19 protein-coding genes are annotated in these 21,752 nt (G+C 65.4%); 16 read left to right on the plus strand and 3 right to left on the minus strand.

The window, feature by feature from the left end:
• The first annotated feature begins 159 nt into the window (after positions 1-159).
• Entirely contained in the window at positions 160-2,280 is a 2,121-nt protein-coding gene (locus ACZ5AC_RS00690; RefSeq protein ID WP_464249046.1) for a SulP family inorganic anion transporter, read from the plus strand.
• 61 nt (positions 2,281-2,341) lie between these two features.
• On the opposite strand, the gene ACZ5AC_RS00695 is transcribed toward ACZ5AC_RS00690, so the two are convergent.
• Together ACZ5AC_RS00695 and ACZ5AC_RS00700 are read right to left on the minus strand one after the other, a co-directional pair.
• Entirely contained in the window at positions 2,342-4,513 is a 2,172-nt protein-coding gene (locus tag ACZ5AC_RS00695; RefSeq protein ID WP_464249047.1) for an ATP-dependent helicase, read from the minus strand.
• A gap of 5 nt (positions 4,514-4,518) precedes the next feature.
• Complete coding sequence (locus tag ACZ5AC_RS00700; protein ID WP_464249048.1) at positions 4,519-5,922, minus strand: alkaline phosphatase family protein; 1,404 nt, start codon at positions 5,920-5,922, stop codon at positions 4,519-4,521.
• Positions 5,923-6,020: 98 nt separating this feature from the next.
• On the opposite strand from ACZ5AC_RS00700, the gene tpx reads away from it, so the two are divergent.
• The 15 genes from tpx to ACZ5AC_RS00775 all read left to right on the plus strand — a co-directional run bounded on the left by tpx (position 6,021) and on the right by ACZ5AC_RS00775 (position 20,489).
• On the plus strand, positions 6,021-6,536 hold the full coding sequence (gene tpx / locus ACZ5AC_RS00705; protein WP_464249049.1) for a thiol peroxidase: 516 nt from the start codon (positions 6,021-6,023) through the stop codon (positions 6,534-6,536).
• A 50-nt stretch (positions 6,537-6,586) separates the two neighbouring features.
• Positions 6,587-7,093 (plus strand): ferritin, encoded by a 507-nt coding sequence (locus ACZ5AC_RS00710; protein ID WP_464249050.1) that lies wholly within the window; start codon positions 6,587-6,589, stop codon positions 7,091-7,093.
• A 160-nt stretch (positions 7,094-7,253) separates the two neighbouring features.
• On the plus strand, positions 7,254-7,763 hold the full coding sequence (locus ACZ5AC_RS00715) for a DUF2062 domain-containing protein (protein ID WP_464249051.1): 510 nt from the start codon (positions 7,254-7,256) through the stop codon (positions 7,761-7,763).
• Positions 7,756-8,577, plus strand: coding sequence for a 16S rRNA (adenine(1518)-N(6)/adenine(1519)-N(6))-dimethyltransferase RsmA (rsmA, locus tag ACZ5AC_RS00720; RefSeq protein ID WP_464249052.1), 822 nt, complete (start codon positions 7,756-7,758; stop codon positions 8,575-8,577). The genes ACZ5AC_RS00715 and rsmA overlap by 8 nt, the downstream gene beginning before the upstream one ends.
• 271 nt (positions 8,578-8,848) lie before the next feature.
• Positions 8,849-9,121, plus strand: a complete 273-nt coding sequence (locus tag ACZ5AC_RS00725; RefSeq protein ID WP_015774631.1) for an HU family DNA-binding protein — start codon at positions 8,849-8,851, stop codon at positions 9,119-9,121.
• A gap of 346 nt (positions 9,122-9,467) precedes the next feature.
• Complete coding sequence (rpsU, locus tag ACZ5AC_RS00730; RefSeq protein ID WP_028577082.1) at positions 9,468-9,668, plus strand: 30S ribosomal protein S21; 201 nt, start codon at positions 9,468-9,470, stop codon at positions 9,666-9,668.
• The gene (locus ACZ5AC_RS00735; protein WP_464249053.1) at positions 9,668-10,114 is read left to right on the plus strand and encodes a GatB/YqeY domain-containing protein; all 447 of its coding nucleotides are present in this window, start codon (positions 9,668-9,670) and stop codon (positions 10,112-10,114) included. Before rpsU ends, ACZ5AC_RS00735 begins: the two co-directional genes overlap by 1 nt.
• 4 nt (positions 10,115-10,118) lie before the next feature.
• Positions 10,119-12,416 carry an endonuclease MutS2 gene (locus ACZ5AC_RS00740; RefSeq protein ID WP_464249054.1) on the plus strand — a complete coding sequence of 766 codons (2,298 nt, stop codon included), beginning with the start codon at positions 10,119-10,121 and terminating at the stop codon, positions 12,414-12,416.
• A 19-nt stretch (positions 12,417-12,435) separates the two neighbouring features.
• Positions 12,436-14,151, plus strand: coding sequence for a DNA primase (dnaG, locus tag ACZ5AC_RS00745; protein WP_464249055.1), 1,716 nt, complete (start codon positions 12,436-12,438; stop codon positions 14,149-14,151).
• A gap of 57 nt (positions 14,152-14,208) precedes the next feature.
• A complete protein-coding gene (rpoD, locus tag ACZ5AC_RS00750; RefSeq protein WP_464249056.1) occupies positions 14,209-15,975 on the plus strand; it encodes an RNA polymerase sigma factor RpoD in 1,767 nt (588 codons plus the stop codon).
• Positions 15,976-16,060: 85 nt separating this feature from the next.
• Complete coding sequence (locus ACZ5AC_RS00755) at positions 16,061-16,687, plus strand: thermonuclease family protein (RefSeq protein ID WP_464249057.1); 627 nt, start codon at positions 16,061-16,063, stop codon at positions 16,685-16,687.
• 24 nt (positions 16,688-16,711) lie between these two features.
• Positions 16,712-18,070 carry a Trk system potassium transporter TrkA gene (trkA, locus tag ACZ5AC_RS00760; RefSeq protein ID WP_464249058.1) on the plus strand — a complete coding sequence of 453 codons (1,359 nt, stop codon included), beginning with the start codon at positions 16,712-16,714 and terminating at the stop codon, positions 18,068-18,070.
• Positions 18,070-19,515 carry a TrkH family potassium uptake protein gene (locus ACZ5AC_RS00765; protein ID WP_464249059.1) on the plus strand — a complete coding sequence of 482 codons (1,446 nt, stop codon included), beginning with the start codon at positions 18,070-18,072 and terminating at the stop codon, positions 19,513-19,515. Before trkA ends, ACZ5AC_RS00765 begins: the two co-directional genes overlap by 1 nt.
• Before the next feature lie 15 nt (positions 19,516-19,530).
• On the plus strand, positions 19,531-19,722 hold the full coding sequence (locus ACZ5AC_RS00770; RefSeq protein ID WP_464249060.1) for a hypothetical protein: 192 nt from the start codon (positions 19,531-19,533) through the stop codon (positions 19,720-19,722).
• Positions 19,722-20,489, plus strand: coding sequence for an HD domain-containing protein (locus ACZ5AC_RS00775; protein WP_464249061.1), 768 nt, complete (start codon positions 19,722-19,724; stop codon positions 20,487-20,489). The genes ACZ5AC_RS00770 and ACZ5AC_RS00775 overlap by 1 nt, the downstream gene beginning before the upstream one ends.
• Here ACZ5AC_RS00775 and ACZ5AC_RS00780 read toward each other — a convergent pair.
• Complete coding sequence (locus tag ACZ5AC_RS00780) at positions 20,455-21,702, minus strand: BPL-N domain-containing protein (protein WP_464249062.1); 1,248 nt, start codon at positions 21,700-21,702, stop codon at positions 20,455-20,457. The two genes, ACZ5AC_RS00775 and ACZ5AC_RS00780, sit on opposite strands and share 35 nt — an antisense overlap.
• Between the last annotated feature and the right edge of the window lie 50 nt (positions 21,703-21,752).

A 21,752-nucleotide genomic window follows, 5' to 3' on the forward strand; every position in this document is an offset into this window, starting at 1 on the left:
TGTAGACGGCTACACTTCGCCCTCCGGAATCGGGGAGCGCCTTGCCAGAACGAATTTTGAACAGGCTCCGTCTTCAACAGGAAAGTTTTCAGAAGAGGAATGCAGGTGCGTTTCAGGGGCCTGGCCTCTTTTTCGAATAATCTGGCAAGGAACGGTCTCATGTCGATCAGGCTTTTGCGTTTTTTCCCCTTTCTCGCGTGGTTTCCCCTTTCCGCGCTGACGGTGCGGGCCGACCTCATGGCCGGCATGACCGGTGCCCTGATCCTGGTGCCCAAGGCCATGGCCTACGCCCAGCTCTCGGGCCTGCCCCTCTACTTCGGCCTCTACACGGCCTTCGTGCCGGCCATCGTCGGCGCCCTGTGGGGGTCGTCCCGGCAGCTCGCCACCGGGCCCGTGGCCATCGTCTCCCTCATGACGGCGGCCGCGGTCACGCCCCTGGCCGTGTCCAACACCCCGGAATACATCGGCCTGGCCCTGCTGCTGACCTTTCTCGTGGGCCTCATCCAGCTGCTGCTGGGCGTGCTCAAGCTCGGGACCATCGTCAATTTCGTGTCCCACCCCGTGATCCTCGGGTTCATGAACGCCGCGGCCATCATCATCGGCCTGTCCCAGCTGGACCTGATCCTTGGCATCCCCAAGGGGCGCAGCGACTTTTTCCTCAAAGACATCTGGGAGATGCTGTGGCTCATCCCCCATACGCACCTGCCCACCCTGGGCATGGCCCTGCTTGGCCTGGCGCTGCTCCTCGGGCTGAAGAGGATTCCCGCCCTGTCCAAGGCCGGCGTCCTCGTGGCTGTGGTCATCGCCACGCTGGTCAGCGCCCTGGTCGGGTACGACCAGAGGACCGGCGCCGTGCCCGGGGACATCGCCAGCCCTCGTGCGCGCGAGCTGGTTGCCCGCTACGAGGAGACCAACGAACGCATGAAGGAGGTGGCCGCGGACATCTCCGACCTTTCGTCCCGCCAGCGGCAGGCGGACAAGGAGGGGCAGGTCTGGGTGGCAGCGGGCCTGCGGCATCAAGTCGAGCTGGCGAAGCTCGACATGCGGTCCCTGGAGCGGCGACACAACGAACTGCTGCGCGGCGTGCGCCAGCTGCGCTTCGTGCGCCCCGCAGGCCGGGAGGACGGGCCCCTGTACGAACAGGGCGCCTCGCCCGAAGGCATGGTCACGGACGGCCGCGCATGGCACATCAAGAGCATCGAGCACGGCGCCATGAAGCTCGTGGGCGGCGGCGAGGTGGTGGGCGAGGTTCCGGCGGGCCTGCCGTCCCTGCAGATGCCGGCCATGAATCTCGACGCAGCGCTCCAGATCCTTTCCTCGGCGCTGATCATCGCCCTGGTGGCGTTCATGGAGTCCATCTCCATGGCCAAGGCCATGGCCAGCAAGGTCAGGCAGCATATCGACCCCAACCAGGAGCTCATCGGCCAGGGCCTGGCCAACATCGGCGGCTCCTTTTTCCAGACCTACCCAGCCTGCGGTTCCTTCACCGGGTCGGCCATCAACCTCCAGGCCGGGGCCAGGACCGGCCTGGCCATGGTCTTCAACGGCATCTTCGTGGCCGTGACCCTGCTTTTCTTCACCCCCTGGCTTTTCCATCTGCCCAAGGCCATGCTGGCCGTGATCATCATCCTGGCCGTGGCCGGGCTGCTCACCCCCCACGCGTTCATCCACACCTGGAAGGCCAGCCGCAGCGACGGCGTCGTGGCCGCGACGACCTTCTTCGTGACCCTGCTGGCCGCGCCGCATCTGGACCGCGGCGTCATGGTCGGGGCGGCCCTGTCCATCGGGCTGTACCTCTACCGGAGCATGGCCCCGCGCGTGGCCATCCTCGGCCGCTACACCGACGGGACACTGCGCGACGTGCACGTGCACCCGACCCTAGCCACCTCGGACCAGGTCACGGTCATGCGCTTCGACGGCTCCCTCTATTTCGCCAACGTGGCGCACTTCGAGGACGCGGTGCTGAAGGCCGTGGCCGACCACCGCGAGGCGAGGTTCCTGCTCGTCGTCGGGGACGCCATCAACCATCTGGACTCATCGGGCGAGGAGATGTTGCAGAGCCTGGTGGGGCAGCTCAGGGAGGCGGGTGTGGAGCCCGTGTTTTCAGGGCTCAAGAAGCAGGTCCTGGACGTGATGCGCGCGACGGGGCTGTACGAGCGCATCGGCGATGAGAACATCTTCGCCACGGAATGTCAGGCCCTGAAGGCCATTTTCCGCCGCCTCGGCGAAACCGTAGAGGACGACGCCCTCTTCGCCCACGTCAAGGCCATGGTCTGCTGACAGGAATCGATCCTTCGGTTCGCCTGGAACGGGGCGTCGGCAGGGCCGGCGTCCCGTTCTCTCATTCCAGTTCGACGAAATCCTCGATGATGAGCTTGAGACCGAAGCCGGGGAAGTTGATCTTGTATTTGTTGGGCTCCACCCGCTGCACGACCTTGCCGCGGCCGAAGATCTTGTGGCGGGCGTAGGTGCCCTGGACCGGCGTGTGGCCCTCGGGTCTGGCGCGGGGCGGCTCCTGGCCGGGGAAATCCTCGGCGCAGGTCGCGTGCGGCCTGGTTGCCTGCTGGACCGGCTGACGGGGCGGCGCGACCGTCTGCAGCCCGACGCCGCCCGTGAATTGCTCCCGGTAGCGGGACAGCAGGTGTGCGGGGATGTCCTGCAGGAAGGGGCTGACCCGGGCCGGGGTGGTGGCCGCGAGCTCCCGGCTGTAGAGGGTCTCGGGGGAGAAGAGGGTCAGGCTGTCGCGGGCCCGGGTGCAGGCCACGTACAGCAGGCGCCGCTCCTCCTCGAAGTCGTCGTTGTCGTTCATGGCGTGTCGCGAGGGGAAGCGGTCTTCCACCAGGTCGATGACCAGCACCGCGTCCCACTCCAGGCCCTTGGCCGAGTGAACCGTGGACAGGGTCACGGCCTGGCCGCGGGCCTCCTCGGCGTCGGGGCTGTCCAGGCTCAGGTCGCCCAGGAAGGAGGGGATGTCGTCGTAGCCCAGCGCGATCTGGGTCAGCTCCTCCAGGCCCGCCTCGCGGCGCGGGTAGTCGTCGGGGAACCGCTCCTTCATGACGGGCAGGTAGTAGTCGAGCACGAAGGTGATGGCCGTGGCGGGCCGCATGACCTGGGTGCGCAGGGTGTCCAGCACGCGCAGCAGCTCGTCCAGCTCCGGCTTCTTGGTCCGCTGCGCCTTGAGAAAGGTCTGGTCGTTGATCATGGCCGCGTGGTGGATCTTCTGGGCGCTCTTGGGCCCGATGCCCGGCACGTTGCCGAGCACCCGCTGCCAGGCCGGCAGGTCCGAGGCGTTCAGCCCCAGGCGCAGGCAGGCCAGCACGTCCTTGATGTGCGCCGCCTCGGAGAATTTGATGCCGCCGTACTTGCGGAACGGCAGGGCGATCTTGTTCAGCTCCACTTCGACATGGTAGGATTGATACCCCGCCCGGAAAAGCACGGCGATCTGGTCCAGGGGGTAGGTGCGGGCCAGTTCGGTGATCTTGGCCGTGACCAGGCGGGCCTGGCTGCGGTCCGAGAAGGGCTGGACGTGCTCGGGCAGGCGCGAGTCCGTGCGCTCGGAGAAGAGGCGCTTGCAGAACTTGTCGCGGAAGCCGTCGAGGATGGCGTTGGTCAGCTCCAGGATGGGCTGGGTGGAGCGGTAGTTCTGCTCCAGCTTGACGACCCTTGCGCCGGGGAAGGTCTTGGGGAAATCCAGGATGTTCTTCACGTTGGCGCCGCGGAAGGCGTAGATGGACTGCGCGTCGTCGCCCACGGCCATGACGTTGGGTCGCTCGTCGCCGGGCCGCGTCAGCAGACGCACCAGACGGGCCTGGACCAGGTTGGTGTCCTGGTATTCGTCGACCATGATGTGCGAGATGGACGAGGTCACGGCCTCGCGCACGTGCTGGTGGTCGTTCAGCAGCCGCTCCAGCAGGAAGAGCAGGTCGTCGTAGTCCAGCAGTCCGCATTCGGCCTTGATGCGCTCGTATTCCTCGATGAGCCGCGTCAGGTCGTCCTCGTAGGTTCCGAGGTGGTAGGCCTCCTGGCGCAGGACCTGGGACAGGGGCAGCTCCTTGTTGCGGCTCTTGCTGTACAGGCCCAGGATCGTGGCCCGCTTGGGGAACTTTCGGTCCCCGCGGCCGATGCGCAGACGGTCCTTGGCCTGGCCCAGAATGTCCTCGCCGTCGCCGCGGTCCATGACTGTGGCGCCGCGTTCGAAGCCCAGCAGGCCCGCGTACTGCTTGAGCAGGGAATAGGCGAAGCCGTGGAAGGTTCCGCCGCGCACGCCGCCCAGGCCCTGATGGCCCAGGAGCCCCTCGGCGCGGTGCAACATTTCCGACGAGGCCTTGCGGGTGAAGGTCAGCAGCAGGATTTCGAACGGGGATACCCCGGACTCAACCAGCCTGGCCAGGCGGTAGACAACGGTGCGGGTCTTGCCCGAGCCCGCGCCGGCGATGACCAGGACCGGGCCGTCCAGGGTTGTGGCGGCCTCGTACTGGGCCGGATTGAGATCGTTTTCGTAGTCGATGTGCATGGGTCTCAGTTCCCCAGGATGCAGGCGGGGAGGCCGTGGTGTTCGAGAATCAGGCGGCCGACGTCCGTGGGCGTGCGAGCGTCTTCGCCCATGGAGTCGAAGAAGAACACGTCGTCGGCCGTATGCATGCCCTGGCGTCCGAAGTGTCCGAAGACGCCCGGTCTGCCGAATTTGCCCTTTAGGTCGAAACCGGCCTCGGGAACCAGAATCAGGTCCGGGGCCAGGTGGGCCAGGGGGCCGCTGTAGAGGTCGGACCCGCGCAGGACGCTGCGCACGACCCTGCGGCCATGCCAGGTCAGGGCTGGCAGGGCGCGAATCAGTTCGCGGGCCAACCCTTCGGCCTCGGACCGGGTCAGATTGCCGCGGGCGAAGCGCTCTTTGGTGTGCAGGTAGATGCGTCCGGGGTCAAGGGCGAAGGCCCTGGTGCCAGGGCCGATGGCGTCCGTGTCCCACTCGCTCGTCGGGACGCGGGACAGGCGCAGCAGACCCGCCTCCCGCAGCCAGGCGTTGAGATCCACTTCCTGCACGAGGGCGGTGAACCCGTGGTCGGCCATGATCACGAGGCGTTTGGGTCCGGGCAGGGCGTCGTACATGCCCTGCACCTTTCCCACGAGCCGGTCCCAGGCGGCCATGAAGCGCAGGGCCTCGGAGCGCCAGGGGTGGAAGGGCTCCGTCAGGGCCGGGAAGAGGAAATGCCCCAGGCGGTCCGTTTCCGTCAGCACGAGGAAGAAAAGGTCCCAGGACATGTCCGGCCACAGGAGATCCAGGGCCTTTTCCCGGCAGGCCAGGGAACGGTGGAGTTCCTCAAGCAGGAAGGCCGGGTCCGTGGCCCCTCGCACGGTGTCGGCCTCGACCGTGTAGCCTTGGTCGGCCAGAATGCCCGCCAGGGCAGGGGGATGTACGGCGCCTTCCAGGGAGTGGGCCGGGAATCCCGCCACGAGCATGGCCCGCATGGGTCGCACCGGGGCCAGGTTGGGCATGTTCACGACCTTGGAGAAGAGCCCGGCCTCGGCCAGCCGTTCGAAGATGGTCGGCCCGTGCACATGGGTGAAATCCGTGAACCGCAGTTCGTAGGTCTGCGGGTCCATGTGCGTGAATCCGAAGACGCCGTGATGGCCCGGGGGGGACGCGGTGAACATGCTGGACCAGTTCACGGGCGAGAGTTCGGGCAACTCGGCGGAAATGGCCCTGCAGTGCGGCGAGGCGACGATGGCGGAGAGGTTCGGCAGCAGCCCCTGGGCGCACAGATTCACGGCCAAGGACCAGGGCAGGCCGTCCAGGCCCAGGAAAACCAGTCGGGAGGAATGCATGGGGGCGGTGTAGCAGGGGGAGGGGTCGTTGGCCAGACGGGAAAACCGGGCCGCCTGGCGGACGAATTTCGAACAAAATGTGCTTCCCCCCTTGCGCATGGGCCCCTAGATATTAGAAAGCAAACTATTATCAATCGGCCCCGGGGGCCCCGTAGAGTCATGCGGGACGCACCGGAGCGCAACAACGGGAGCAAGCAATGATCAAGAGAGATAATGTCGTGACGTTCATGGGCAATCCCCTGACTCTGGTCGGCCCCGAGATCACCCCCGGCATGGCGGCCCCGGATTTCTCCGTGGTCGACAACGACCTCGGCCCCGTGTCCCTGGCCGCCCTGAAAGGCAAGGTGGCCGTCATTTCCGCAGTCCCTTCCCTGGACACCCCGGTCTGCGACATGGAGACCCGCCGCTTCAATCAGGAGGCCCAGGCCCTCGGCGACAAGGTCAAGGTCCTGACCGTGAGCATGGACCTGCCCTTCGCCCAGAAGCGCTGGTGCGGCAACGCTGGAGTGGCCAACGTGCAGACCGTGTCCGACTATCAGGCGGCGTCCTTCGGTCAGGCCTACGGCGTGCTCATCGACGGCCTGCGCCTTCTTGCCCGGGCCGTTTTCGTGGTCGATGCGGCGGGCAAGGTGGCCTACGTGCAGGTCGTGCCGGAACTGACCCACGAACCCGATTACGCCGCGGTTCTCGATGCCGTGAAGAAGCTGCTGTAATCACGTTTCAGCGTATCGCTCAACACTCCACACCACGAGGAAGGTGACCCATGCTCAGTCCCAAGATGGAAAAAGCCCTGAACGAACAGATCAACGCGGAAATGTTCTCCGCCTACCTCTACCTGGCCATGGTGGCCTACTTCCAGGAAAAGAACCTGAGCGGCTTCGCCAACTGGATGACTGTCCAGAACCAGGAGGAGACGTTCCACGCCATGAAGTTCTTCAAGTATGTCGCCGAGCGCGGCGGACGCGTGACGCTGGGTGCCATCGACAAGCCCCAGTTCGAGTGGGAGAGCCCCCTGGCGGCCATGGAAGCGGCCCAGAAGCACGAGGCCTACATCACGGGCCGCATCAACGATCTCATGAACCTGGCCATCAAGGAAAAGGACCACGCCACTGCCAACTTCCTGAACTGGTTCGTGGCGGAACAGGTCGAGGAGGAGGACAGCGTGAACGAAGTCGTACAGAAGCTGCGCCTCCTGGGCTCCGACGGCGGCGGTCTGTTCATGATGGACCGCGACATGGCTACCCGCGTCTTCACCCCTCCGGTTGAATAGGGGGCGATCCGCCCCGCCGAGCGGCCCTTTCCTTCAAAGGGCCGCTCACGAAATGCATTGACAACCTGCTGACGGCGGCAATAGACCGGCCGCAGCAGTCATACCCTCGTCCTCATGAAGGCAGGCTGGGTCTCCCGGCCGCCTTTTTTTATGTGAGTCCATGGAAAGAATCTGGGTCAAGATCGCTCGCCTGAGCCGCTACACCTACCTACGCATCGTGCGCATCAAGGCGCCGGCCGAATCCATCGCCCTGGGCCTGGCCCTTGGCGTTTTCGCCGGGGCCATGCCGTTTCTCTCCCTGCAGATGGTCATCGCCGCGGCCCTGGCCCTGCTTCTGCGTGGGAACGTCATCGCCGCGGCCCTCGGGACGTGGTGGACCAACCCGTTCAACTGGCCCATTGTCTTCCCGCTCTTCTACGTGCTCGGCAAAGTCTTCGTGCCCGCCGACGTCACGCCCCTGAGCATCGGCGAGCTCATTCACCTGCCTCTGCTGGAGCTCCTGCAGAGAGGGTGGCAGTGGCTGCTCATCACCACCCTGGGCGGAGTCATCGCCGGCATCCCCATGTCCATCGTGACCTATTTCATCACCCTGCGCGCCGTGCGCATCTTTCACGACAGGCGCGCCAAGCGGAAGCTGGAGCGCCAGCGTCGGGTCCTGCACCGTGGCTAGTTCCGGGTTTTCCCAGCCCAAGAGGTCCCTGGGACAGAATTTCCTGTCCGACCCCAACATCTGTCGGCGCATCGTGGCCGCGGCGGAGCTCGGTCCCGCAGACCCGGTCCTCGAGATCGGGCCCGGGCGGGGGGCCCTGACCCGCGTCCTGGCCGGGCACGCCGGTCCGGTCATGGCCCTGGAGAAGGATTCGCAGCTGGTGCGGTTCATCCGGCAGGAATTTCCGCGCGTCGGCGTGGTGCATGCCGACGGCCTCGAATTCTGCTGGGAGGGTACGGGCGGGCTGCCCGGCCTGACCATCGTCGGCAACCTGCCCTACAACGTGGCTTCGCCCATGATCTGGGAGATGGTCCACCGCTGCCGTTCCTGGAAGACCATGCTCTTCATGGTCCAGAAGGAAGTGGCTCTGCGGCTCACGGCCCAGGCCGGAAGCCGGACCTACGGCGCCCTTTCGGCCTGGGTCGGCAATTTCGTGCGGGCCGAGTACGTGTTCACCGTCCCGCCGCACGTCTTCACCCCGCGCCCCAAGGTCGACTCGGCCATCGTGCGCTTCAGGCCCCGGCCCGACCCGGCTGAAGGGGAAGCGGCGGCCCTGTCGCGCCTGCTCAAGATCCTGTTCCAGCAACGCCGCAAACAGATCGGCACCATCCTCAAGGCTCACTGGACCGAAGCCATAGAGCGGTGGTGCAAACAGGCGGGCGTAGACCGGCGCGTCCGGCCCGAGGATCTGGGTTCCGACCTGCTGCGCTCGCTGGCTCCGCTGTTGGGGTGCGAAAAAAAGGGCGAGCGGGACCCGAAAAGCCCGCGAGCGTAGGTATTGCCTGTATTTTTGGAAAATTGACTTGACTTTGCCATGGAAATTCTGTTTGCCTGCGCTCTGAGCGTTTGCGCCGGAAACCTAGGCTGTAATTGGCTTCAGGCATCTGGACATGGTCCTTTTCTTCCAGTAGGGAGGAGCGCATTCGCATCTGGGTTTTTTTCGAATCAGGCTGGTTGTACCACATGTTGACGGCTGCGGGGTGCATGAGGCTTCTGGAGAGTCTCTCCGTGTCCGTTTGGTGAATTACTGCAAAGGAGGAAGACTGATGACGAAAGCTGAATTGGTTGCCAAGATGGCGGAAAAGGCCGGATTGACCAAGGCGAACGCCGAACGTGCCCTTACCGAATTTCTGAAGGCCGTCCAGGAGACCCTGGTGACCGAAAAGAAGATGACCCTGACCGGCTTCGGCACCTTCGTGGTCGAAGAGCGCCAGGCCCGCACCGGCCGCAATCCCCGCACCGGCGAAGAACTCAAGATTCCCGCCTGCAAGGTCGTCAAGTTTCGCCCCGGCAAGGAACTCAAGGACGCGATCAAGTAAGACCGTCAAGGGGGACTGACTTATGATGCTGCACGGGGAAACTGTTCAAAGCCCTCTGCCCCAGGATCTTCCCTGGTGGCAGCCTGATCACGCCATCTTTTTCGGAGTACTCTACGCGGTTCTGTTTATTATCGGAAGCGGCGTAGGCGTTGTCATCCTCAAGTCTCTCGCCGAGACCATCAAGGAAAAGATGTAGCAGCCTGATTTTCGGAGCTTTTCGAGGGCGCCACGGCGCCCTTTTCTTTTGCGCTTATTTTTCTTGCCATGCCTTTCGGCTTTGCGTAAGAAACAAAATTTCCTGCACGACACGAAGTGCGGGCAAGATCGAGAACGGGAGGTGATCCGTTTGCCAGGTGTATACATGGGTGACAGCGATACGTTTGACTACTCCCTGCGGAAGTTCAAGAAGCAGGTCGAGAAGGCCGGTATCCTTTCCGAGCTGAAAAAGCGTCAGCATTTCGAAAAGCCCAGCATCCAGAAGAAGAAGAAGGAAGCTGCGGCCAAGAAGCGTCTGATGAAGAAGATCCGTAAACTTCAGGTGATGTAATGAGTCTCTCCGAGCGCATTGAAAAGGACTACGTTGCCGCTTTCAAGGCGAAGAGGACTGACGAGGTGGCTGTCTTGAGAATGCTCAAGGCAGCCGTCAAGAACAAGCAGGTCGAACTCCGGCGGGAGTTGGCCGACAATGAAATCCTCGACGTCGTGGCCAAGCAGGTCAAGCAGCGTCAGGAGTCCATTGACCAGTTCCGAGCCGCGGGTCGGGTCGATCTGGCTGAAATCGAGGAGCGCGAGCTTCTCATTCTGCGCACCTATCTCCCCACGGCCCTCTCTCCCGCAGAACTGGAGGAGGCCGTCACGACGTCCATCCAGGCCCTCGGCGCTTCCGGCATGAAGGACATGGGCCGGGTCATGAACGCCATCCTGGGCGAATATGCCGGCCGCATCGACGGCAAGGAACTGAGCGCCCTGGTACGGGCGAAACTCACTTCGTAATCCTATGGATTCAAGAACATTGCAGCTGCTGGAATTCCCCAAGGTCCTGCAGCACCTTTCGCATTTTGCGGTCAGCGAGGCGGGCAGGGATGCCTGCCTTTCGCTTTTGCCCGATACCGACCCCGTCCGCATCGCCGAGCGCCTGTCCCTGGTGCGCGAGACCATGCACCTGTGCGGCAGCCGGGACGTGCATCTTTCCGCTTTTCCCGACGTGGCCGGCGTCTTCGCCTTCCTGAAGAACCCCCTGGCCTACCTCGACCTCGACGGTCTGGCTGGCGTGCGCGAGATGCTTAAGGCTGCCGCCACGCTGCTGGACGGCCTAGGCAGCGCCGACCCCGGGCGCTATCCCGGCCTGGCCGCCCTCGTCGCCGGTCTGACCCTGCCGCCCAAGACGTGGTCGGCCCTGTCGCGCTGCCTGGCCCCGGACGGGACCATCCGGGACGAGGCTTCGCCGGAACTCTACTCCGTGCGCCAGGAAATCCGCCGCGTGCATCAGATGTGCACGCGCAAGGTCCAGGACTTCTTTCAGAACAAGGATCTGCAGTTCATGCTGCAGGACGAGTTCCTGACCATCTCCTCGGACCGATACGTCCTGGCCCTCAAGAACAATTTCAAGGGACGCCTCAAAGGCATCGTCCACGACTACTCCCAGACGGGCGAGACGTGCTACTTCGAGCCGCTCTTCCTGGTGGAACTGAACAACGACCTGCAGGAGCACAGGCAGGAGGAGCGGGCCGAGGAGCAGAAGGTCCTGCGCTTCCTGAGCGAACTCATTCGCTCGGAGCAGGGCGCCATCGAGCGCACCTTCGCGGAGCTGGTCCGCTTCGACGGGCTTCTGGCCATCTGCCGCTTCGCCGCCAAGGCCGACGCCCACGTGGTCGACGTGGCCCCCGACGCGCCCCTGCACCTCACGGAAGCGCGCCACCCCCTGCTCGTCTTCGGCCATGAGGGCGTCGTGCCCGTGGACCTCGTCCTGCACGAGGGCCAGAAGGTGCTGATCATCACCGGCGGCAACGCGGGCGGCAAGACCGTGTGCCTGAAGACCCTGGGGCTGCTGGGCCTCATGGCCCACGCCGGCCTGCCGGTCACGGCCGCCGAGGGCAGCACCATGCCCCTGTGGGACAACTTCGTCGTGTCCATGGGCGACGAGCAGTCCATCGAGCAGAGCCTGTCGACCTTCACGGCCCAGATCCGCCATTTCAGCGAGATCTGGCCGCGTATCGACGCCCGCACCCTGGTCGTCCTCGACGAGTTCGGCGTGGGCACGGACCCGAGCCAGGGCGCGGCCCTGGCCCAGGCCGTGGTCGACGGCCTGCTCGAGCGCGGCGCCTGGGTCGGCGTGGCCACGCATTTCCCGGCCCTCAAGGCCTACGGCCTGTCCCGCGAGGGCGTGCGTGCGGCTTCGGTCATCTTTTCGCCGGACACCAGAAAGCCGCTCTTCAAGCTCGGCTACGACCAGGTCGGCGCCAGCCGCGCGCTGGACGTGGCCCGCGAGCAGGGCCTGCCCGACTCCATCCTGGCCCGGGCCCAAGAGTACCTGTACCTGGACGCCGGCAACACCGAAGAGATCTTCGACCGCCTGAACCGCCTGGCCGCGGAGAAGGAGGACGAGCTCGAGAAGCTCAAGGCCCGCACCCTGGAAGCAGAGCGCAAGTTCGCCCGCAAGCTCGAAAAGCTGGAGCAGGAAAAGGCACGCATGCAGACCGAGCTGCGCGCCGCCTCCGGCGAGATCATGCGCGAGTGGCGCGAAGGGCGGCGCGGACGCAAGGAGGCCCTCAAGGAATTGGCCCAGTTGCGGGAAGGCGTGGCCCAGACGCGGGGCGAAGAGGAAGAGGTCAAGAAACTTTCCATCGAGGCCATTGCCCAGGGGCAGGTCCTGTTTTATCTGCCCTGGAACAAAAAGGGGCAGGTCCAGGAAGTGGACGGCAAAAAGGAACGCGTTCGCCTGGACATGGGCGGTGTGTCCCTGTGGGTCTCCCTGGCTGACGTCCAGCCCGGGGAGCGCGACAAGACCGACGGCGGCAAGGTCGTGGTCCGCAGCGCCCCCTCACCGGTCACTCCGCTGCGCCTCGACCTGCGCGGCTTCCGCGCCGACGAGGCCGAGGCCGAACTGGCCAGGTTCCTGGACAAGGCGCTGCTGGCCGGGCGGAGCGAGGTCGAGATCGTGCACGGCATGGGCAGCGGCGTCATGCGCAAGGTCGTGCACGAGCACCTGAAGCGTTCCAGGGCCGTGGATTCGTACCGCCTGGCCGACGCGGACGAGGGCGGCGACGGAATGACCAGGGTGGTTCTGGCGGGATAATTTCAGCAAACGGAGCCTGATGAGCACGTTCGACCAGGGACTCATCGCGCAGATCAAGGCGCGCCTGCGCATCGAGGACGTGATCGGAAGGCATGTGGAGCTTCGCCCGGCCGGCACTAGGCTGGTAGCCCCGTGCCCCTTCCATCAGGAGACCAAGCCGTCCTTCTCGGTCAACCCTGAAGGGGGCTTTTATTATTGTTTCGGGTGCCAGGCCTCGGGCGACGTCATCGAGTTCTACCGGGCCATCAACGGCCTGGAGTTCGGCGAGGCCGTGGAGGCACTGGCGCGAGAGGCCGGTCTGGAGACCCGCCGGCGACCCTCGTACCAGCCTGCGGGGGCCCTGTCCAAAGGGCAGTGTCTGGAAATGCATGCCTTGGCCGCGGCCTTCTACCGGCAGACCCTCGCCCGGCCCGCCGGGCAGGCCGCGCGCGACTACATCGCGCGGCGGGGGCTGGCGCCGGAGATCGTCGAGCGCTTCTGCCTGGGCTGGGCTCCGGCCGGGTGGAACGAACTGCGCGACCATCTGCGGCGCGGCGGCTTCCCCGAGCAGCTGGCCGAGAAGGCCGGGCTGGTAAGCAGGTCGGCCAAGGGTTCGCATTACGACCGCTTTCGCGAGCGGCTCATTTTTCCGATCATGAACCTGTCGGGTCAGACCGTGGCCTTCGGCGGCCGCAGCCTGACGGACGGGGACGGGCCCAAGTACCTGAACTCGTGCGAGACGCCCATCTACACCAAGGGCGAGCACCTCTACGGACTGTACCAGGCCCGCCGCGCCATGTCGCACACCAAGAGCGTCCTGCTGACAGAGGGGTATGTGGACGTGCTGAGCCTGCACCAGTTCGGCTTCGAGAACAGCTGCGGGGTGCTCGGCACGGCCCTGACCAGGGAGCAGGTCCACCGCCTGTCCGGGCTGGTGGGGCGGGTGGACCTGGTCTTCGACGGGGACAACGCCGGCCGCAAGGCGGCCCTGCGCAGCGCCGAGATGATCCTGACCCAGGGCCTGAAGTGCCGGGTGCTGCTCATGCCCGAGGGCGAGGACGTGGACTCCGTGCTGCAGAAGTTCGGCCGGGAGCGCCTGGAGGAACTCGTGTCCCGGGCCGTGGACGGCCTCGACTACTGCATGCGCCAGGTCTCGGAGACCCGCTCTCCCAAGGAGGTGCTGCAGTGGGCCAGGGGCTTCGTACGGCAGCTCGGCGACCACGACTTGCAGGCCTTCTACCTGCCGAAGCTGCCGGCCGGGCTCGGGCTGTCCGAGGCCGAGTGGCGGCAGGTGCTGCCGGAGCCGGGCGGCGGGGCGGACAAATCCGCAGGCGGCAGTTCCCCGGCCAGGCTTGAAGCCTGCAAGCCGGCGCAGCGGGATCGGGATCTGCTGGCCTTCGCCGTGCGCTTTCCCGAGTACCACGGGCCGCTGCAGGAGCTGGGCATGGGATCGGCCCTGGCCACGGAGCGCGGCAGGATTTTCTGGAGCAAGATTTACGGGGCCAACACGCATGAGGTCTTGAGCACGCTCGATCAGGGCGAGAAGCAGTTTTACGTGCAGTGTCAGATGCGCTCCGACGTCGCCATGGACGACGGGCGGGGCGAGTGGGACGAGATCAGGGAATTTTTGCAGCAGACCGGCCGACGCCGCGAACTGGACAGCCTGAACGCGGGCCTGCGCAAGGCCCGCCTGGACGGGGACTTCCAGGAAGAGCTGCGTCTGCTGGCCCTCATTCAGGCCAGAAGGCAGGGCTGAAGTCCCGCGGCGTTCCTGCCGACGGGTGCATGGTTTTCATCAATTTTGGGGGTACGGATGAGCAATATCAAGGACGTGCAGCAGATTCAGGCGCTCATAGCCGAAGGGAAGAAAAAGGGCTTTCTGACCTTCGATGAGCTCAACAAGGCTCTGCCTTCGGAAGTCAACACTCCCGAACAGATCGACGAGATCATCGTCATCTTCGACCAGCTCGACATCGACATCGTCGACGAGAAGCTGTCCCGCGGCATCGAGATCGCCGAGGACGACGGCGAGGAGATCAAGGAGGAGGAGAAGCTCGAACTGTCCGAGGACGAGGACGGCGCCGACTATTCGTCCCGCAGCAACGACCCCGTGCGCATGTATCTGCGCGAGATGGGCGCCGTGGGCCTCCTGGACCGCGACGGCGAGGTCTACATCGCCAAGAAGATCGAAGCCGGCGAACTCGAGGTCATGTACGCCCTGGTCGAGGTGCCCGTGGCCGTCGAGGAACTCGTGCGCGTCGGCGAGGACCTGAAGAAGGGCCGCATGAAGCTCAAGGACGTCGTCAAGACCATCGAGGAGGACGACCCGTCCGAAGAGGAGATGAACCAGCGCGAGCGCGTCATCAAGCTTCTTGAGGAAGTGAAGAACATCTACCGCAAGAAGAAGCCCCTCTACACCCGCCTCGACGAGTGCGCGACGCTGGATAAGCGCGTCTTCGGCGTCCAGAAGAAGATCATGGACTACAAGGAAGGCGTGGTGCAGTGCCTGCGCGACATCAAGCTCGAAAAGACCCTGATCGACCGCATCATCGAGACCGTGGGCGACTACGTGCGCCAGATGCACAACTGCAAGCGCGACCTGTCGGCCTACATCCTGTCGCTCGGCAAATCCCAGGACGAGATTTTCGGCATCTTCAAGCAGCTCGACGCCCGGACCATCAACCCCGTGGCCGCGGCCGACCAGCTCGGCATGACCATGGAGGAGCTCTTCTCCTTCAAGGAAATGGTCAACGGCAAGATCGAGATCCTGGGCAAGCTGCAGGAAAACGCCATGCACGACGTGGAGCAGCTGGAGGAGATTCTGTGGCGCATCCGCAAGGGCAACACCGACGCACTCGACGCCAAGCAGGAGCTCATCCGCGCCAACCTGCGCCTGGTCGTGTCCATCGCCAAGAAGTACACCAACCGCGGCCTGCAGTTCCTGGACCTCATCCAGGAAGGCAACATCGGCCTCATGAAGGCCGTGGACAAGTTCGAGTACCAGCGCGGCTACAAGTTCTCGACCTACGCCACGTGGTGGATCCGCCAGGCCATCACCCGCGCCATCGCGGACCAGGCCCGCACCATCCGCATACCGGTGCACATGATCGAGACCATCAACAAGCTGGTGCGCACCTCGCGCTACCTCGTTCAGGAACTCGGCCGCGACCCCTCCCCCGAGGAGATCGCCGAGCGCATGGACTACCCGCTGGAGAAGGTCAAGAAGGTCCTCAAGATCGCCAAGGAGCCCATCTCCCTGGAAACCCCCATCGGCGACGAAGAGGATTCGAGCCTGGGCGATTTCATCGAGGACAAGAAGGCCGTGGCCCCGGCCGACGAGGTGGTCAACACCAAGCTGGCCGAGCAGATCGCCCAGGTCCTGTCCGACCTGACGCCCCGCGAGGAGCAGGTCCTGCGCAAGCGCTTCGGCATCGGCGAGAAGAGCGACCATACGCTGGAAGAAGTGGGCAAGCTCTTCAACGTCACGCGCGAGCGCATCCGCCAGATCGAGGCCAAGGCCCTGCGCAAGCTGCGCCACCCCGTGCGCAGCCAGCAGCTTCGCTCGTACTATGAATCCTGATCACGACCGGTTTCGGCATTCCAAGGCAACCTCCCGGGTTGCCTTCTTTTTTGGCGCGCTGCGGACGTTTTCGGCCGCAGTCCTGGTGCTGTGCATCCTGGGACAGGCAGCCTTCGCCGGCGACCGGCGCTTGCGGGTCGAAAAGGTGCTTGACGGGGACACCGTGGTCCTGGAAGGCGGCGAGCGGCTGCGACTGCGCGGCATCGACGCGCCCGAGGTCGGGCACAAAGGCGCCCCGGGACAGTACTACGGCCTGGAGGCGACCGAGGCCCTTGCGACCCTGGTGGCCGGGAAGACCATCGCCCTGGACAGGGACGAACTGGACCGGGACCGCTACGGACGCCTTGTGGGTCTGGCGCGGCTCGATGACGGGCGGCTGGTCAATCTGGCCATGATTGAACAAGGGGCCGCTTTCGTCTATCCACATCACTCGGACGGGGACGCGGAACTGGGCCATCGCCTTCTGCAGGCCCAGGTTGCGGCCATGACGCGCGGCAAGGGTTTCTGGCCGGCGCTGCTGCGGTCCGCTGCCGCGGAGCGCGGCTATCTGGGCAACCGCAATTCCCGGCGGTTCCATGCCCTGTCCTGTGCGCAGGGGCGCACGGTCGGCACGGCCAACCAGGTGCGGTTTTCCTCCCTTTCGGAGGCATTCGCGGCCGGTTTCGCCCCTGCCCGGGAATGCACCCCCTGGCCCGTCGAGCGGGGACGCTAGCTCACCACAACCGGAGAGATCTGCTTGAGAGTCATCATTGTCGGCGCGGGAGAGGTCGGGTTCCACATCGCCAAGCGCCTGGCGTCGGAAAACAAGGACGTCGTGGTCATCGACCGCAACCCTGCGGTGCTGCAGCGCATCCTCGACCACATGGACGTGCAGGTGCTCGAAGGGTCGGGCTGCAGCCCCCTGGTGCTGCGCGAGGCCGGCGTCGACAAGGCCGACATGCTGCTGGCCGTGACGGACAGCGACGAGATCAACCTCATGGCCTGCACCTTCGCCAAGATGCTCGCGCCCGGCCTGACCAAGCTGGCCCGCATCCGCAACGACGAGTACACGGCCTATGCGGAGCAGCTGTCGCGGGAGATCGGCATCGGCCTCATCATCAATCCCGAGGTCGAGGTCGTGCGCAGCATCGAGCACATGCTGCGCGCCCCCGGCGCCGTGGACATCAGCGACCTGGCCGGCGGCCGCATCAAGCTCGCCGGCACCTGGATCACCGAGGGCAACCCCCTGGCGGGCCTGCGCCTCCTGGAACTGCGCCGCAAGGCCGGCGACATGCCGCTCATCGTCGCGGCCATCGTGCGCAACGACAAGGTCATCGTACCGACGGGCTCCGACGAGATCCGCCAGGGCGACCTGGTCTATTTCGTCTGCGAGGACAGCCAGCTCCAGCCGGTCTTTTCCTTCCTCGGCAACCGACCGGGCAGGAAGAGCAGCGTGCTGATCATCGGCGGCGGGAACATCGGCCTGCGGCTGGCCCGCTCCCTGGAGAAAAAGCCCATCCACGTGAAGCTCCTGGACAAGAGCCCCGAGCGTTGCGCCGATCTGGCCGGCGAGTTGGACCGGACTGTGGTCCTGGTCGGGGACGGCACGGACCAGGAGGTGCTGCTGGAGGAGAACATCGGCGCCATGGACGTGGTCGTGACCATGACCGGCAACGAGGAAAGCAACATCCTGTCCTCGCTGTTGGCCAGGAAGCTGGGCACCCCGATGGCGATCACGCGACTGAACAAGATCGAGTACATGCCTTTGGTGCGTGCCATCGGTCTGGAGCATATCGTCAGTCCGCGCTTGTCCGCCGTGAACAGCATCTTCAAGCATGTGCGCAAGGGCGGTGTGCTCTCGGCCGTGGCCATCAAGGACGGGGCCGAGGCTCTGGAGGCCCTGGCGGGGCCCGATTCGAGCCTCGTAGGCAACGCCTTGAAAGATCTTTCCTTTCCCAAGGGCGTGCTCGTGCTGTGCATCATGCGCGGCGACAGCGTACTCATCCCTTCCGGTGACGACGTGATCCGCAGCGGTGACAGGCTGTTCATCCTGAGCCTCACGGAATCCATCCCCGAGGTCGAGCGGATGCTGACCCGGGGCCGGGAGGAAGACTGATGCGCTGGTCCGTCGCCCTGCACGTGACCGGGCTCATCCTCGTCTGCGTGGGCCTGTGCATGCTCGTGCCCCTGGCCTGCGGCTGGTACTATGACGACTCGTCCGTGGCCCCGCTCTTTCTGTCCCTGTGCGTGACGGTGCTGACCGGCTTTTTCCTCATGTTCCAGTTTCGCCGACCGGGCCCCATGGTAATCAACCACCGCGAGGGCATGGTCATCGTTTCGCTGGGTTGGGCCGCATGCGGCTTCTTCGGGGCCCTGCCCTTCGCCCTTGGCGACTTCCCGTCGTTCACGGACGCCTATTTCGAGTCCGTGTCCGGGTTCACGACCACGGGCGCTTCCATCCTGACCAACATCGAGGTCCTGCCCAAGGGGCTCCTCATGTGGCGCAGCCTGACCCACTGGCTGGGAGGCATGGGCATCATCGTCATGGCCATCGCCATCCTGCCCTTTCTGGGTGTTGGAGGCATGCAGCTCTACAAGGCCGAGGTGCCCGGGCCCGTGGCCGACAAGCTCCAGCCGCGGATCAAGGACACGGCCATGAGCCTGTGGAAGGTCTACGTGCTGCTGACCGCGGTGCAGGTGGTCCTGCTCCTCTTCGGCGGCATGGACCTCTTCGACAGCGTCTGCCATGCCTTCGGGACCATGGCCACGGGCGGCTTCTCCACGCGCAACGCGTCCGTGGCGGCCTACGGCTCGGCCTACATCGACTACGTCATCTCGTTCTTCATGCTTGCGGCGTCGCTCAATTTCGCCCTGCATTTCCAGCTCTTCCGCGGACGTCCCCTGGTCCTCTGGCGCGATCCCGAGTTCCGGTTCTTCGGCGTCCTCACGGCCGCGCTGACCCTCTTCGTGGTGCTGTCCATCCGGTTCACCAATTATCCATCCTGGGCCGACGCGGCGCGCTACGGCGTTTTCCAGGTGGCCTCCATCATCTCGACCACCGGGTTCGCCACCGCGGACTACGAGCTGTGGGGCCCCCTGCCGCAGGGCATCCTGCTCCTGTGCATGTTCGTGGGCGGTTGCGCCGGCTCCACGGCCGGCGGCATCAAAAGCATGAGGGTCATGCTGCTCTTCAAGCACGCCTACCGGGAACTCTTCCGCATGGTGCACCCGCGCGCGGTGCTGCCCATCAAGTTCGGGCCGAAGCTGGTCAAGGAGGAGGTGCTGGCGAGCATCTGGGGCTTCTTCGTGCTCTTCATCGCCCTGTTCGTCCTGTCCTCTCTGGCCCTGGCGGCCCTGGGCGTCGACGTGCTGACGTCCTTCTCCGCCGTGGTGGCCTGCATCGGCAACGTCGGCCCCGGTCTGGGCGAGGTCGGCCCCGTGGACAACTACGCCCGCATACCGCTGCTGGGCAAATGGGTGCTGATTTTCTGCATGTTGCTCGGGCGATTGGAGATTTATACGGTTTTGGTTCTTTTCATACCTGAATTCTGGAGAAAATAGCCCAAGGAGGCGTATATGACACAGTGGATCGAAATGGGAAAGTTTGCGGAGCTTGACGAAACGGCGCGCAAGGAAGCCAACCGCCTGGCGGAGTATGCCATCGACGTGGCCCTGGACCCGTCCAAGGTCATCCGCTTCGAGGAGACGGAGAAAGGTTTCCGCCTCATGATCGACGAGGACTTGTACAAGTTCTACCAGGGCATCTGATGATCCCTGAGGTGCTGCGGCGCATGCGCTCCCGGTTCGTGGGGCTGGCGGGCGGGTACGCGGAGCGGCTGGGGGAGCGGCGGGAGCACATCGTGCTCAAGCGCGACCACTCCCTGCGCGTGCACGCCCTGGCGGCCAGGATCGTGGCCGGCGAAGGGCTGGCGCCTGCCCTCCCGTTCCTGGCCGCGTCCCTGCTGCACGACATCGGGCGCTTCCCGCAGTTCGAGCGCTTCGGCACGTACCGCGACGACGAGTCCGTGGACCATGGGGACGAGGGGGCCGCCTTCCTCGAAGGAAGCGACTTGCTCGATTGCTTCGCGGGCCCTGATCGGGGCTGCATCGTCCAGGCGGTGCGTATGCACAACAAGCGGGAGATTCCGGAGGGCATGGACCCTCTGGCCAAGTCCATCTGCGAGGTGGTGCGGGACGCCGACAAGCTCGATATCGTGCCAGTGGTTCTGTCCAAAATGCAAGCTGCCGGGCCGCGCGATCCGGTGGTGACGCTCGGGCTCGCCGACGAACCGCTGGCCTGGACGCCGTCGGTGCTGGAGGCTGTGGTCGCCGGCGGCAACCCGTCCTACAAGGATCTGCGCTGCATCAACGATTTCGCGCTGCTGCTCGCGTCCTGGGGACCCGTGCTGGTGCACCGCAGCAGCCGCCGCATCTTCGCCGGCAGGGGCTATCTGGACCGGCTCTTCGCCCTTCTCCCCGCAGACCCCGGCATCGGGGCTCTCAGGGCCGATCTGGCCCGTCGCCTCGCGGCCTGAGTTGCAGCCACAGCAGCTCGTCCAGGGTCTGCAGGATTTCTCCGTAGAGTCCGCCGTAGCCCGGGAACTTGCCGAAGAGCTCCTGCTTGCTTTTCTGCAGGATGGGCGAGGCGCTGGATTCGGGGGAGGAGGGGGCGGTGGCCAGGATGCGGCGCTCCTCCAGCAGGTATTGCCGCGCCCGGCCGCAAAGTTCCCGGCAAAGGTTCAGGCAGGACGCGCCGCGGGCCGACCAGTATTCCGCGGCCGCGGGCGTCCGCTCTGCATGGCGGGCCTGCCAGACCATGGCCAGCAGGAAATTGAGCGGTGAGCCGGGCACGCCGCGTCGCCACCCCAGCAGCCAGGGCGTGCGCCAGGACAGGAGAAAGTGCCCCTGGCCGAAGGCGATGAGCTCCTCAAGTTCGCGCCGCATGGCGTCGAGGGCGGGGTCCGGCCACAGGGGGGCATCCAGCGAGAGGTCCCAGGGCGGTACGGCCGCGCCGCGACCCAGACCCAGCAGGCGGGCCAGCAGGGCGTTGGCCTGAGGCGAGTCCGGGGTCTCCAAGTGGGCGTAGCTCAGCACGAAACTCCCGTGGCCGAACCCGCCGCGCACGATGCAGGGCTCGCCGCGCAACCGCCCAGGATCGAGGTTGATGCCGTAGAGATCCTCCCATTGTCCCACCTCGTCGGCCGCGATGCCCGACCATTCCAGATCCGCAGACCAGAAATCAACTCCCGGACCTTCGTACCTGGCTACTACATCCAAGGGCAGGGCCTGATCCGGCTCGAACTGGGACGGCCACCAGACCGGCAGGGCCGCTTCGTAATCGGCCCCGCCGTCGCAGACCGCGCAGCGCAGGTGCCCGCTGAAGTTGGGCAGCCGGCGGCTGGCCGGCTTGCGGGACCACGAGCACAGGTCCAGGCACGGCGTGCCGCCCTCGGAGCCCAGGGCCAGTCCGGCCCCGCCGCAGAAGCCGAGGTAGGTCCCCCCTTCTTCGACGAAGTTGCGGATTTCCCGCCGCCCGTCTTCGCCCAGGGCCGTGGACTTGAGCCGGGCCCAGCCTCCGGGAACGATCAGGATGGGGGGCCTGAGGCTTTGCAGACGGCCGGAGCGGATTTCCCCGGCCCTGACCAGGGTGAAGGGGGCGTGCATGGCCGACAGGGCGCGGTGCAGGAGCAGGCCCCAGAGGTGCGATTCGTCCCACAGGACGGCCAGGGTGGAGGAAGGGGTGCGCATGGCCGTATCGCCTAGCAGGAACGGCGGTGGCGGGCAAGTCGGGCTTGATT

Source organism: Desulfomicrobium aestuarii (assembly GCF_055385525.1).